The 12,715-nt window shown below is 68.0% G+C and carries 11 protein-coding genes; 10 read left to right on the top strand and 1 reads right to left on the bottom strand.

The window, feature by feature from the left end; genetic code table 11:
• Positions 1–17 precede the first annotated feature (17 nt).
• Positions 18–1,382 (top strand): MATE family efflux transporter, encoded by a 1,365-nt coding sequence (locus VPH47_RS07860; RefSeq protein WP_368850452.1) that lies wholly within the window; start codon positions 18–20, stop codon positions 1,380–1,382.
• A 384-nt stretch (positions 1,383–1,766) separates the two neighbouring features.
• Here VPH47_RS07860 and VPH47_RS07865 read toward each other — a convergent pair whose 3' ends face one another.
• Positions 1,767–2,417, bottom strand: a complete 651-nt coding sequence (locus VPH47_RS07865) for a class I SAM-dependent methyltransferase (RefSeq protein WP_368850453.1) — start codon at positions 2,415–2,417, stop codon at positions 1,767–1,769.
• A 344-nt stretch (positions 2,418–2,761) separates the two neighbouring features.
• On the opposite strand from VPH47_RS07865, the gene VPH47_RS07870 reads away from it, so the two are divergent.
• The 9 genes from VPH47_RS07870 (at position 2,762) to VPH47_RS07910 (ending at position 12,713) form a co-directional block, all read left to right on the top strand.
• Positions 2,762–3,376 (top strand): phosphatidylcholine/phosphatidylserine synthase, encoded by a 615-nt coding sequence (locus tag VPH47_RS07870; protein ID WP_014647547.1) that lies wholly within the window; start codon positions 2,762–2,764, stop codon positions 3,374–3,376.
• A gap of 22 nt (positions 3,377–3,398) precedes the next feature.
• Positions 3,399–4,460 (top strand): class III poly(R)-hydroxyalkanoic acid synthase subunit PhaE, encoded by a 1,062-nt coding sequence (gene phaE / locus VPH47_RS07875; RefSeq protein WP_110712720.1) that lies wholly within the window; start codon positions 3,399–3,401, stop codon positions 4,458–4,460.
• Positions 4,457–5,524, top strand: a complete 1,068-nt coding sequence (locus tag VPH47_RS07880; RefSeq protein ID WP_049444628.1) for a class III poly(R)-hydroxyalkanoic acid synthase subunit PhaC — start codon at positions 4,457–4,459, stop codon at positions 5,522–5,524. The genes phaE and VPH47_RS07880 overlap by 4 nt, the downstream gene beginning before the upstream one ends.
• A gap of 54 nt (positions 5,525–5,578) precedes the next feature.
• Positions 5,579–5,950 carry a YfeK family protein gene (locus tag VPH47_RS07885; protein WP_107379795.1) on the top strand — a complete coding sequence of 124 codons (372 nt, stop codon included), beginning with the start codon at positions 5,579–5,581 and terminating at the stop codon, positions 5,948–5,950.
• A 65-nt stretch (positions 5,951–6,015) separates the two neighbouring features.
• Complete coding sequence (locus VPH47_RS07890; protein WP_010484929.1) at positions 6,016–6,219, top strand: PspC domain-containing protein; 204 nt, start codon at positions 6,016–6,018, stop codon at positions 6,217–6,219.
• Positions 6,216–6,668 carry a hypothetical protein gene (locus VPH47_RS07895; protein WP_368850454.1) on the top strand — a complete coding sequence of 151 codons (453 nt, stop codon included), beginning with the start codon at positions 6,216–6,218 and terminating at the stop codon, positions 6,666–6,668. The genes VPH47_RS07890 and VPH47_RS07895 overlap by 4 nt, the downstream gene beginning before the upstream one ends.
• Before the next feature lie 837 nt (positions 6,669–7,505).
• On the top strand, positions 7,506–7,721 hold the full coding sequence (locus VPH47_RS07900) for a hypothetical protein (protein ID WP_006452005.1): 216 nt from the start codon (positions 7,506–7,508) through the stop codon (positions 7,719–7,721).
• Between the two features lie 207 nt (positions 7,722–7,928).
• Complete coding sequence (locus VPH47_RS07905) at positions 7,929–10,316, top strand: Tex family protein (RefSeq protein ID WP_368850455.1); 2,388 nt, start codon at positions 7,929–7,931, stop codon at positions 10,314–10,316.
• A 207-nt stretch (positions 10,317–10,523) separates the two neighbouring features.
• Complete coding sequence (locus VPH47_RS07910; RefSeq protein ID WP_368850456.1) at positions 10,524–12,713, top strand: PAS domain S-box protein; 2,190 nt, start codon at positions 10,524–10,526, stop codon at positions 12,711–12,713.
• Positions 12,714–12,715: the final 2 nt, after the last annotated feature.

A 12,715-nucleotide genomic window follows, 5' to 3' on the forward strand; every position in this document is an offset into this window, starting at 1 on the left:
CTTGCCCAGAGACTCCCATGAGCACCCCTGTACATCCGACGCCCCCGGTTGCACCACCACTGTGGCGCACCTACCTGACCCTGCTGTTGCCGATGCTGCTGACCAACGCGCTGCAGCTGGCCGCAGGCACGCTGGACAACATTTACCTCGGCCATCTGCTCGGCACACAGGCAGTGGCTGCAGCCGCTGCGTTCTTCCCGGTCTTCTTCCTGCTGCTGGCACTGGTGATGGGCCTGGCCACGGGCGCGATGGTGCTGATCGGCCAGGCCTGGGGCGCGGGCCGCCCGCAACAGGCACGCGCGGTGGCTGGCAGCGCGGTGGCGCTGATCCTGCTGCTGTCGGTGCTGGTGATGGCCGTGGGCGGCGGCTTCGCGCCACAACTGCTGGCGGCACTGGGTACGCCGGCGCCGGTCCTCAGTGAGTCCATTGTCTATGCACGCGTCCTGCTGCTGGGGCCTCCGGTGTTCTTCCTGTTGTGGCTGGCCACTGCCGTGAGCCGCGCAGTGGGGGATGCAACGACGCCACTGCATGCGCTGCTGCTGGCCACGGCGATCGGCCTGCTGTGCACGCCGCTGCTGATCCTGGGCTGGGCGGGCCTGCCGCAGCTGGGCGCGGCCAGTGCGGCAGTCTCGGCGGCATTCGCCTCGTTGCTGGCCCTGGTCTGGCTGATGTGGCGCTGGCAGCGGATGGGGCACCCCTTGGCGCCGGGGCATGAGCTGCTGCGCACCATCCGTTTCGATGGCGCGATCATCCGCGCGATGCTGCGCATCGGCGTGCCGTCCTCGTTGCAGATGCTCAGTCTGGCCATTGCCGAGATCGTGTTGCTGGGCTGGATCAACCGCTACGGCTACACGGCCACGGCCGCCTATGGTGCGGTCAACCAGTTGATGAGCTGGGTGCAGCTGCCGGCGATGTCACTGGGCATTACCGCCACCATCCTCGCGGCGCATGCGATGGGCGCAGGGCGTACGGCACGGCTGCCCGCCATCGCTCGCACCGGCGTGCTGCTTGGACTGGCAATGCTGAGCGCGGTGGTGGTACTGGTTGTGGCGCTGGCACCCTGGCTGACCGGGCTGATTCTGGCGGCCGCAGAGGTGCGCGAACTGGCCGCATCGCAGCTGCGCACGGTGGTATGGGGCGTGCTGGCGATGGGGGGCAGCACGGTGCTGGTCGGAGTGATGCGAGGCAGTGGCACGGTGATGTTGCCAGCGTTGCTGGGCATGGCGGCGGTACTGCTGCTGGAGCTGCCGCTGGCGGTGTGGTTGCAGGCGCGGCATGGGCTGCCGGGGCTGTGGTGGGCGTGGCCGTTGGGACTGGTGGCCATGCTGGTGATGCAGGTGTTCTGCTTCGCGCGTTGGCGGCGACGGGTGCAAGGCGGGTAATACCGACCGCTGGCCGGCAACCCGGAATGGTCCGGGCAGCCGGCCAGCGGCCGGCTCTACCACGCGGTCGGATCACAGTCGTTGCGGCGGCTGCGGTGGGCCGACCACTGGTGATGCAGGTGTTCTGTTTCGCTCGCTGGCGGCGGGTGCGGGCTGGGTAGTGCCGGCCGTTGGCCGGCAATCCGGAATGCCGGGGCAGCCGGCCAGCGGCCGGCTCTACCACGCGGTCGGATCACCGTCGTTGCGGCGGCTGCGGTGGGCCGGCCACTGGTGATGCAGGTGTTCTGTGTTGCTCGCTGGCGGCGAATGCAGGCTGGGTAGTGCCGGCCGCTGGCCGGCAATCCGGAATGCCGGGGCAGCCGGCCAGCGGCCGGCTCTACCATTTCAGCGCCGCTGTGCCAGCAGCAGGTGGAAGTGCTTTTCGCGGGTCTGGCCGTCATTGCCGCTCGCGATTTCGCGGTGGCTGCGCCAGGCCGAGACGCGGAAGCCCGACACACGCAGCGCCAGCTCCACCGCGTCCAGCTCATGCAGCTGGAAGTCGGCAGCAAATGGCAGGCTGCGCATGAAGCTGGCATCGCCAAAGGCCACGCACAGGCGGCCGCCCCGGCGCAGCACCCGCGCCAACTCGTCCAGCACTGGGGCCAGGTTCGGCCAGAAGTACAGGGTATTGACCGCCAGCGCCGCATCCATCGCGGCATCGCTGACTGGCAGGGCATGGGCGTCGCCGTGTCGCATCGCGGCACGCTCGGCCAACCCGGCGCTGGCCAGGCGCTGGTTGCCGGCCTCGACCATGGCAGTGGACAGCTCAATACCCAGATAGTGGCTGTCGGTGGCCTGCAGCATCAGCGGCGCGAACGCCGCATTGCCGGGGCCGATCTCCAGGACCCGTTCGCCAGTGCCGACGGCCAGCAGCCCGATCGCGGCCAGGTTGAGCGCGCCATTGCTGCGGTTCATCGAGTCGGCCACCGCCAGCGCGGCCTCGCCATGGGGCTGCCGCAGCTGCGCGGCCAGGGTGGAAGCATCCAGCATCATCATCGTCCGTTGCAGGGTTTCGGACGTGGCGGCGGCGGGTCCGCCGCTGACCATAGCGCTGACGTTGTGGCTTGGGAAGTAGGGAAACCCCGCCGCGGGGTGATGAGGAAATGTCCAGCGTCGCAGTCGGTGAGATCTGGTTGTCCACAGGGGGTGTGGATTACGCGTGGGCAACTTTGTGGATAAGCCGCGACAGGCGCCACCCCCCTAGGCTGTCAAGATGGGTGGCGAAAAATTCACCGCTGGTGAGGGCGGGTGAGGGAGCGGTGAAGGATGGACCCTGCCGCCGCTGTCGCCAGCGGCGGCGCTCGCGGTAACCTGTGGGCCTTGATGCTCCGTGAGACCCCATGAAACGTCACTTCTCGATGCTGCGCGAATTCCAGCTGGCCGACTGGTTCACCCTGGCCAATGCTTTCTGCGGCACCGGTGCGGTGTTTGCCGCGATGCGCTTCCTGCAGGACGGCGAGCGCGGCTACCTGCTGTTCGGCATGGCACTGATCCCGCTGGCCTTCATCTTCGACGCCCTCGACGGGCGCATCGCGCGCTGGCGCAAGTCCAGTTCCACCCTGGGCCGCGAGCTGGATTCGCTGTCAGACGTGATCTCCTTCGGCGTGGCCCCGGCGGCGCTGGCCTACGCCTGCGGCATGCAGGGCGGCTGGGACTGGCTGGTGCTGAGCTACTTCGTCTGCTGCGGTGTCAGTCGCCTGGCGCGCTACAACGTCACCGCCGAGGCACTGGCCGGCGACGAGGGCAAGGTCACGTATTTCGAGGGCACCCCGATTCCGACCAGCCTGGTGCTGGTGATCGTGCTGGCGATCGCCGCCGGTACCGATGCCATCGGCCAGAACATCTGGTTCGGCCAGTGGCAGATCGGCCCGTGGCAGCTGCACCCAATGGTGCTGTTGTTCGCCCTGTCCGGGTCGCTGATGATCAGCAAGACCCTGCGTATCCCCAAGCCATGAGCCAGCCCTGCGGAGGCCTGCGATGACCAGCTCGGCCCACGACGCCGGCAGCAGCGATTTCGAAACCCTGGCCCGGCAGTACTTCGGCGCCTGGGGCGATGCCCTGCGCCATGCGACCACGCCCGGTGCGCCGGCTGGCGATGACCCTGGCAGCTGGCAACGGCTGTTCGACTGGTGGGGCCAGCTGCTGCCCGAACAGGGGCAGGGTGCGCCGGAAGATGCCGTGCGCCGCTTCCGCGAACAGGCGGGCAGCTGGTACGGCACCATGCAGGAAGTCGCCGCGCGTTTCGCCGGCCGCGACGCCAGCAGCGCCGACGTGGCCCAGGCCTGGCGCGAGGCGGTGCAGGGGCAGGGCGATGGCATGCTGCAGTGGATGCTGCAGGGGGCCCGTGGCAGCACCCACGCTGGCGCCGCTGTACCGGAGTTTGCCGCCTGGCTGCAGCAGTTCCAGCTGCAGGCCGGCCCGTGGCTGCAGAGCCCGGCGTTCGGGCCCGGTCGTGAGCACCAGGCGCGCTGGCAGGCGCTGCTGCGGGCGCAGGAGGAATACCAGCAGCATTCGCGCGCCTATGTCGATCAGATCAAGCAGGCGCTGGACGAGGCCTTCGCGCTGTTCGAGCAGCGCCTGGCCGAGCACGAGCAGCCGGGCAGCCAGTTGACCAGCGCCCGCGCGATGTTCGACCTGTGGATCGAAGTGGCCGAGGAGGCCTATGCCAAGGTCGCCATGTCCGAGCCGTTCCAGCAGGTGTACGCCGCGCTGGGCAACGCACAGATGCGGCTGCGCGCCGGCCTGCAGCGCGAGGTGGAACAGATGAGTGAACGGATCGGCCTGCCGACCCGCAGCGAGATGGACGCCGCGCACCGCCGCATCGCCGAGCTGGAGCGCAGCCTGCGTCGCCTGCAGGCACAGGTGGTGGCCATGGCCGGTGCGGGCGAGGTCGATCCGGTGGCACAGCCGGCGCCGGCGAAGGTGAAGCCGGTCGCGCGCAAGGCCGCGAAGAAGGCCGCGCCGGCAAAGAAGGCGGCTGCGAAAAAGGCGGCACCAAAGGCAGCGCCCCGTACTTCCACGCGGACGCGTGACCGATGAAAGGACCGCTGGGCTTCAACGCCGATGACCTGATGCAGGAAACCCTGGCCATGCAGCGCAAGCTGATGGAAGGGCTGAAGCTGCTGCCGCAGGTGGAAGACGTGGACTATGGCGTCACCGCCCGCGAGGAAGTCTGGCGCGACGGCAAGGTGGTGCTGTACCGCTTCGTCGGCGAACAGGCACCGACCCGCCGCACGCCGTTGCTGATCGTCTACGCGCTGGTCAACCGGCCGTACATGGTCGACCTGCAGGCCGATCGCTCACTGGTGCAGAAGCTGCTGGCGCTGGGGCAGGACGTCTACGTGCTGGACTGGGGTTACCCGGATCGCTCGGAGCGCTTCCAGACCCTGGAGGACTATCTGCTGCGCTACATCGATGGCGCGGTCGATGCGCTGCGCGCGCGCAGTGGTGGACCGGTCGACCTGCTCGGCATCTGCCAGGGCGGCGTGTTCGCGCTGTGCTACGCCGCGCTGCGCCGACAGAAGCTGGGGAAGCTGATCACCATGGTCACCCCGGTCGATTTCCACACCGCCGACAACATGCTCTCGCACTGGGCGCAGCAGGTGGACGTGGACCTGCTGGTGGACACGCTGGGCAACATCCCGGCCGACCTGATGAATGCCAGTTACCTGATGCTCAAGCCGTTCCGCCTGAACGTGCAGAAGTACGTGGGCCTGCTCGACATCCTCGATGACAAGGCGGCGCTGGAGGATTTCCTGCGCATGGAGAAGTGGATCTTCGATTCACCGGACCTGGCGGGCGAGGCCTTCCGCGACTTCATCAAGCAGTTCTACCAGGGCAACGGGTTGATGAACGGCACGGTGCGGATCGGCGAGGAAGCGGTGGATCTGTCGCAGGTGACCCTGCCGGTGCTGAACATCTATGCCGAGCAGGACCATCTGGTGCCGCCGGATGCCTCGCGCGCGATGCGTGGACGCCTGGGCACCGAGGACTACACCGAGTCCAGTTTCCGTGGCGGCCATATCGGCATCTACGTGTCCGGCCGCGCGCAGCGCGAAGTGCCGGCCACGATCGATGGCTGGCTGAAGGCGCGCGACGCGTAAGGCCTGCTTCGTTTTTGTAGCGTCGAGCCATGCTCGACTGCATGGAGAATGATGATGTCGCGAAGGATTTCGTTGCTGCTTGCCACGCTGCTGGTGGCTGCCCCTGTTGCGCAGGCCGCACCCAGTGCGGATGCACGGCGGGAGATCGCCCAGCTGATCTCCAGCCTGGACGGCTCCCAATGCCGGTTCCAGCGCAATGGCAGCTGGTACGACGGCAGCGATGCGCGCGCGCACCTGCAGCGCAAGTACGACTACCTGCTGAAGAAGGACATGGTGGACAGCGCCGAGCAGTTCATCGAGCGCGCCGCCAGCCAGAGCAGCATGAGCGGCAAGCCCTATCGCATCCAGTGCCCGGGGCAGCCTGAACAGACCGCAGCCGCCTGGTTCGGCGCACGCCTGCAGGCCCTGCGCCACCGCACGCCGTAGACATGGGGGCGGTGTAGAGTCGAGCCATGCTCGACTGCCTTTTCCCGTAGCCTAGGAGAACTGCCATGAACACCACGCCGCGCACGCTGTCACGTTCATTGAACGACCGCATGATCGCCGGCGTGATGGGCGGCATCGCCCACCGCTTCGGCTGGAACCCCACGCTGGTGCGGATCGTGTTCGTGCTGGTCTCGATCGGCTCGGCGGCCTTCCCTGGCATCCTGGTCTACCTGATCCTGTGGCTGCTGATGCCGAACGAGGCCGATTGAAGACCGCTCCGGAGCCCTGGCCGGTCTGGCTGCGCGCGCTGCAGGTGCTGGGCGCGGTGTGGACGTCACCCAATTCCCTGTTCGGTGTGATCGGCGGGCTGGCCGGCATGCTTGGCGGGGCGACGCTGCGTTGGAGCAGCCGTGACTGTGCGCTGGTGTTCGATCGCTGGCCGTGGGGGCCGGGTGGGGCGATCACCCTGGGCAATGTGATCCTGCACACCGGGCATGACCTGGGCATTTCCTGCCGCACCTATGCGCACCAGGCGGGGTGGGGCGTAGAGCCGCTGATCCGGCTGGACGACCACGAACGCGCGCACGTGTACCAGTACATGGTGCTGGGGCCGCTGTACCTGCCGGTGTACGTGCTGTGCGGCGGGGTGAGTGCGCGCAATCCATTCGAGCGCGCGGCCGATCATTTCGCCCGGTTCGGGCACGGCTGGTGGCCGTAGTTTCCAGCCAACGGCGCAGCCCCTCGTGGGTGGTCGCGGAATGCGTTTCATGCGATTGGGCCGGGCGGGGTGGGTTCGCGGGACACGCCGTAAACCCGTCCCTGGGGGCTCGATGGCGCCTTGCTCGTGTGCGCTGTCCTGCGCACACGGCAAGACCGGGGTTGGGCGTCCTGCCCAACCCGCCCGAGGCATGCCTCGGGCCCATGGCGCCAACGGTCCCGCGAACCCACCCCGCCCGGCCCCTGACAGTTTCCGTGCGCGTCCAGCCACGGAGAAGAAAAAGAACGACAAAAGCGGGTCGCGCGCTGCGCTTGCTCGTGTAGAGCCGAGCCTGCGCTCGGCTTCGCGGACTGGCCTGAAAGCAGCCGAGCGTGGGCTCGACTCTACAAAAAGCGGCCAGCCAGGCTGCCATTGCTTTTGATCTTCTTTTTTCTTCTCCGTGGGTGGCAGGCCACCGAAATCTGTCAGCGGTCGGGAGGGTGGGTAGGCCGGGGTGTCCGCGGCATGGATGCCGCGGCCAAGCCCCCATGGATGGGTTCACGGCGTCCCCGGCCTACCCACCCTCCCGGCCAGCCCACAGGAAACCGGCTTTCCGCGACCAACCAAACCACCCACGAGGGGCTGCGCCGTTGGCGGGAATCCCCCGCGGATTCGTTAGCCGGAAGTTAAAGATCCGTAAGCATTCTGCTGCGATCCCGCAGTCATCTGCATGCAACCGATCGTCATTAGCCTTCGTGACGTTCCAGTCAGGTTCGGCGCGGTAAGCTCTCCCTCGATGAGCTCGCAGCATCGCTCATCGAGTGCAGTACGCAGTAGCAATTTGGAGGAATACATCACATGGCAATCGTTCTTTATGTCGGTGGTAGCAAGGATGGCGAGAAGGGCGTGGTGCCCTACGGCTTCAGCAAATCCCGCGCCGACACCGCGCTGGGGCCGGAGTTCTACACGGAGCGGTTCATGGAACTGCAGGGTGTCGGCAAGGTCCGCCTGATGGCCCTGGAAAGCATGCGTGACGACATCGTCATGCAGCGCGCCGCCCGCCACTACCGCTGACCTTCGCAACACGCGGCAGGGCGCGCCCACCATCGTGCGCCCGCGCCGGCATCCCAGCCCAGGGCCAGTCCGAGCCCTCTCTTCGCCAGGATGCCGGCGTCCACTCCGGCCTCGCCGCTGAACCTCGCCCCCTGTCAATGCCTTGTCCGGCTCCGTCGTGGATTGCCAGAATGGGGTCTTCCCGAAACGCGGCACAGACCTGAAGCAATGCACGACGCCAAGAACGCCCAGAGCGCGCTCGCCCAGCAGATCGCCCAGACCATCGCCGACGAGATCGGTGCCCAGTCCGCCCAGGTACGTGCCGCCGTCGGCCTGCTCGACGAAGGCGCCAGCGTTCCGTTCATCGCGCGCTACCGCAAGGAAGTGACCGGGGGCCTGGACGACACCCAGCTGCGCAACCTGGAAGTGCGCCTGACCTACCTGCGCGAACTGGAAGACCGGCGCGCGGCGGTGCTGGCCAGCATCGGCGAGCAGGGCAAGCTCAGCGACGACCTGCGCAATGACATCCTGGCCGCCGATACCAAGAGCCGGCTGGAAGACCTGTACCTGCCGTACAAGCCCAAGCGCCGTACCCGCGCCCAGATCGCCCGCGAGGCCGGTCTGGAACCGCTGGCCGACGGCCTGCTGGGCGACCCGACGCAGGACCCTCAGGTGTTTGCTGCCGGTTTCGTCGACACCGACAAGGGCGTGGCCGACACCAAGGCCGCGCTGGAAGGCGCCCGCGCGATCCTGATGGAGCGCTGGGGCGAAGATGCCGCGCTGGTCGGTGAGCTGCGGACCTGGCTGGGCGAGACCGGCGTGATCCGCGCGCGCGTGGCCGAGGGCAAGGAAACCGAAGGCGCCAAGTACCGCGATTATTTTGAACACGCCGAGTCGCTGGCGAAGATTCCCTCGCACCGGTTGCTGGCGCTGTTCCGTGCGCGCCGCGAGGAAATCCTGTTCCTGGAACTGGACCCGGGCAGCGACGCCGAGGCTGGCCACCAGTACGCCGAAGGGCGCGTGGCGCGCAAGGCCGGCATCGCCGACCAGGGCCGTGCCGCCGACCGCTGGCTGCTGGATGCCTGTCGCCTGACCTGGCGTGCCAAGCTGCACACCCATCTGCTGCTGGACCTCTTCAACCAGGCCCGCGAAAAGGCCGAAGCCGAAGCCATCGCGGTGTTCGGCGACAACCTGAAGGATCTGCTGCTGGCCGCGCCGGCTGGCCCGAAGACCGTGCTGGGCCTGGACCCGGGTATCCGCACCGGCTGCAAGATCGCCGTGGTCGATGCCACCGGCAAGCTGGTCGCCACCGACACCATCTACCCGCACGAGCCGCGCCGCCAGTGGGAGCAGTCGCTGCAGACGATCAAGCAGCTGTGCGCCAGGCACAACGTGGAACTGATCGCGATCGGCAACGGCACCGCCAGCCGCGAAACCGACAAGCTGGCCGGCGAAGCGATCAAGGCTGTCGCCAACCCGAAGCTGCAGAAGGTGGTCGTCAGCGAGGCGGGTGCGTCGGTGTACTCGGCGTCCGAGTTCGCGGCGAAGGAATTCCCGGGGCTGGACGTGTCGCTGCGTGGCGCGGTGTCGATCGCGCGCCGCCTGCAGGATCCGCTGGCCGAACTGGTGAAGATCGAGCCCAAGGCGATCGGTGTTGGCCAGTACCAGCACGACGTGGACCAGTACCGCCTGGCCCGGGCGCTGGATGCGCGCGTGGAGGACTGCGTGAACGCGGTCGGCGTGTACGTGAACACCGCCTCGGCCGCGCTGCTGTCACGGGTGTCCGGCCTGTCGGCCACGGTGGCCGAGAACATCGTGCGCCATCGTGACGACAACGGCCCGTTCAAGCGTCGCAAGGACCTGCTGAAGGTCGCGCGCCTGGGCGAGAAGACCTTCGAGCAGTGCGCCGGCTTCCTGCGTATCGCCGATGGCGACCAGCCGCTGGACGCCTCGGCGGTACACCCCGAAGCCTATCCGGTGGTCGAGCGCATCGTGGCCAGCACCGCGCGCCCGATCAAGGCGCTGATCGGTGACGGCAGCTTCCTGCGTGGCCTGAAGGCCGAGCAGTTCACCGATGCCACCTTCGGCGTGCCGACCGTGCGCGACATCCTCAAGGAACTGGAGAAGCCGGGCCGCGATCCGCGTCCGGAGTTCAAGGCCGCGCGCTTCGCCGAAGGCGTCGAGGACATCAAGGACCTGCGCGAAGGCATGGTGCTGGAGGGCGTGGTCAGCAACGTCGCGGCCTTCGGCGCCTTTGTCGATATCGGCGTTCACCAGGACGGCCTGATCCACATTTCGGCGCTCTCTGATACGTTCGTGAAGGACCCGCGCGACGTGGTCAAGGCCGGCGATATCGTCAAGGTCAAGGTGCTGGAGGTGGACGTGCCGCGCAAGCGCATCGCCCTGACCCGGCGCCTGGACGACACCCCCGGCCAGGCCACCAGCCGCCCGGGCCAGCGCGATGAGCGCAGTCAGGGTCAGGGGCCGCGCCGCGACGCCGGCGGGCAGAACCGTGGGCCGAACCGCGGCCAGGGCAATGGCGGCCGCCCCGGCCCGTCGGCCCCACCGGCCAACAATGCCCTGGCCGAGGCCTTCGCCCGGGCCAAGCGCAGCTGAAGATCGTGCCCCCCGTCACGGTTGATCCGGGGCGGGGGACTTGTCGGTTTTCCCCGTGATTGCGCACACTTGCGCCTGAGGGGGGCGTTCGGCCTCCCCGCTGTCGCTGGGGAGGGCCATGACGCCAGCACGACCCGCCGTCTTCGTCGCAGGCTGCAGCGCTTCGCTGCGGTCGGCGCCTGCCCGCGCCGGCAGGGGGCCGGATTGATGGCGGGCCAGGGAAACAACGGCAACGGGCTGCTCGAGCGGCGCCTGCAGGAGCTGGCCGAAGAACGCCGCCGGCTGGCGATGATCATCGATGGCACCGCTGCGGGTACCTGGGAATGGAACGTGCAGACCGGCGAGATGCGGGTCAACGCACGCTGGGCCGAGATCGTCGGCTACCGCCTGGAAGAACTGGAACCGATCTGCCAGAGGACGTTCCTGAAGCTGGTCCATCCCGATGACATCGCGCTGTCCGACGCGGCGCTGGACGACCATTTCGAAGGGCGCAGCGACAACTACGCCTGCCTGCTGCGCATGCGCCACAAGAATGGCCAGTGGATCTGGATCCAGGACCGCGGCCGCGTCTTCGAATGGGACGGGCAGGGCAGGCCGCTGTGGATGGCCGGCGCCCATGCCGACGTCACCGAGCTGCAGCAGGCCCGGCAGGACGCCGCCGAGACCCGCCAGCGCCTGCAGGCGGTGGTCGATGCGTCCGACGAGGTGGCGGTGATCGCCACCGATACCGACGGCACCATCACCCTGTTCAATACCGGCGCGCAGCGCCTGCTCGGTTACACCGCGCCGGAGGTGGTCGGCCAGCGCCGCCTCGATGCCTTCCACGATCCGGCCGAACTGAAAGCCTGGTTGCAACCGCTGGCCGATGCTGATGGCAATCTTCCTGGCGTGTTCGAGGCGCTGAGCGCGCGTGCCGACGGGCAGACCTACTCGCGGCAGTGGACGCTGCTGCGCAAGGATGGCCAGTCACGCCAGGTGCGCCTGTCGATCAGCCGCATGGAGAGCGCCGATGGAGCACGCATCGGCTACGTCGGCATGGCCATCGACATTACCGAGATCCTGCAGGCGCGCGCCGAAGCACGGCTGTCGGCGGAGAAGTTCGCGGGCGCGTTCACCTCCGCCGCACTGGGCATGGCACTGGTGTCGCTGGAAGGGCGCTGGCTGGACGTCAACGACGCGCTGTGCCGGATCCTGGGCTATCCGCGCGAAGAACTGCTGCAGGTCGATTTCCAGCGGCTGACCCATCCCGACGACCTGCAGACCGACCTGGCCCTGGTGCAGGACCTGCTGGCCGGACGACGCAGCCACTATCACCTGGAAAAGCGCTATCTCGACCGCGACGGACGCATCATCTGGGCGCGGCTGTCGGTATCGCTGGTGCGCAACGAGCACGGCGAGCCGCTGCATTTCGTGTCGCAGATCCAGGACATCACCGCCCAGCGCAGCAGTGAGCAGCGTCTGTTCGAGAGTGAACAACGCAGCCGCATCACGCTGGATGCAGTGGCCGACCTGGTGCTCAGCGTCAGCCTCGATGGCCGCATCGACTATGCCAATGCCGCAGCGGTGCGCACGCTGGCGGGCGATGGTGCGCTGTCGCTGGCCGGACACAAGGTACAGGACGTACTGGCGCTGACCACCGAGTACGCGCCCGGCTCGGTACTGGACGTGTCGGTACTGCTGGACCCGGAAAGCAATGCGGTGGACCTGCATGCCGATCTGTTGCTTCGCCTCGGCACCGCCACCGTACCGGTGGACCTGACCCGCGCCTGGTTGCGTGATGACGAAGGCCACGTGCGCGGCGCGGTCTGGGTGCTGCGCGACGACACCCAGCAGCGTGCACGCCAGCGCGAAGCCCGCCACCTGGCCGAGATCGATCCGCTGACCGAGCTGAGCAACCGCCGCGGTTTCGAGGTGCACCTGCAGCAGGCCATCACCCGCGTCGAGCGCACCGGCCAGGCGGCCTCGTTGATGTACATCGATCTGGATCGCTTCAAGCCGGTCAACGACACCTGGGGCCATCTGGCCGGCGATGCCGTGCTGTGGGCAGTGGCCAGCGTGCTGCGCCACGGCGTGCGCGATTCGGACGTGGTGGCGCGGCTGGGGGGCGACGAATTCGCGGTGATCCTGTCCGGGTGCACGCCGCGACGCGCTGCCCGCATCGGCGCTGAGCTGCTGCACACGCTGGCATCTCTTTCCATTCCGTGGGACCAGGACCGGCTGCGGGTCGGCGCCAGCATCGGTATCGCGCCGCTGGCCGGTGGGATGAGCGTCGATCAGGCCGTGGCCGCTGCCGATGCCCAGTGCTACCGGGCCAAGGCGCTGGGTCGCAACAACGTGCAGGTGCAGGGCGAGGCCAGCGAGCTGCCCAGCGATGATTCCGAAACCGCCGAAGGCTGATC

This window comes from Stenotrophomonas sp. WED208 (genome assembly GCF_040984485.1).
Classification (GTDB): Bacteria; Pseudomonadota; Gammaproteobacteria; order Xanthomonadales; family Xanthomonadaceae; genus Stenotrophomonas; species Stenotrophomonas riyadhensis.

Excerpts from the sequence above, each read along its gene's own strand:
- VPH47_RS07905 (WP_368850455.1), top strand. The coding sequence starts at position 7,929 with ATGCACGACGCCAAGAACGCCCAGAGCGCGCTCGCCCAGCAGATCGCC.
- VPH47_RS07910 (WP_368850456.1), top strand. The coding sequence starts at position 10,524 with ATGGCGGGCCAGGGAAACAACGGCAACGGGCTGCTCGAGCGGCGCCTG.
- VPH47_RS07885 (WP_107379795.1), top strand. The coding sequence starts at position 5,579 with ATGTCGCGAAGGATTTCGTTGCTGCTTGCCACGCTGCTGGTGGCTGCC.
- VPH47_RS07860 (WP_368850452.1), top strand. The coding sequence starts at position 18 with ATGAGCACCCCTGTACATCCGACGCCCCCGGTTGCACCACCACTGTGG.
- VPH47_RS07890 (WP_010484929.1), top strand. The coding sequence starts at position 6,016 with ATGAACACCACGCCGCGCACGCTGTCACGTTCATTGAACGACCGCATG.
- VPH47_RS07880 (WP_049444628.1), top strand. The coding sequence starts at position 4,457 with ATGAAAGGACCGCTGGGCTTCAACGCCGATGACCTGATGCAGGAAACC.
- phaE (WP_110712720.1), top strand. The coding sequence starts at position 3,399 with ATGACCAGCTCGGCCCACGACGCCGGCAGCAGCGATTTCGAAACCCTG.
- VPH47_RS07870 (WP_014647547.1), top strand. The coding sequence starts at position 2,762 with ATGAAACGTCACTTCTCGATGCTGCGCGAATTCCAGCTGGCCGACTGG.
- VPH47_RS07900 (WP_006452005.1), top strand. The coding sequence starts at position 7,506 with ATGGCAATCGTTCTTTATGTCGGTGGTAGCAAGGATGGCGAGAAGGGC.
- VPH47_RS07865 (WP_368850453.1), bottom strand. The coding sequence starts at position 2,417 with ATGATGATGCTGGATGCTTCCACCCTGGCCGCGCAGCTGCGGCAGCCC.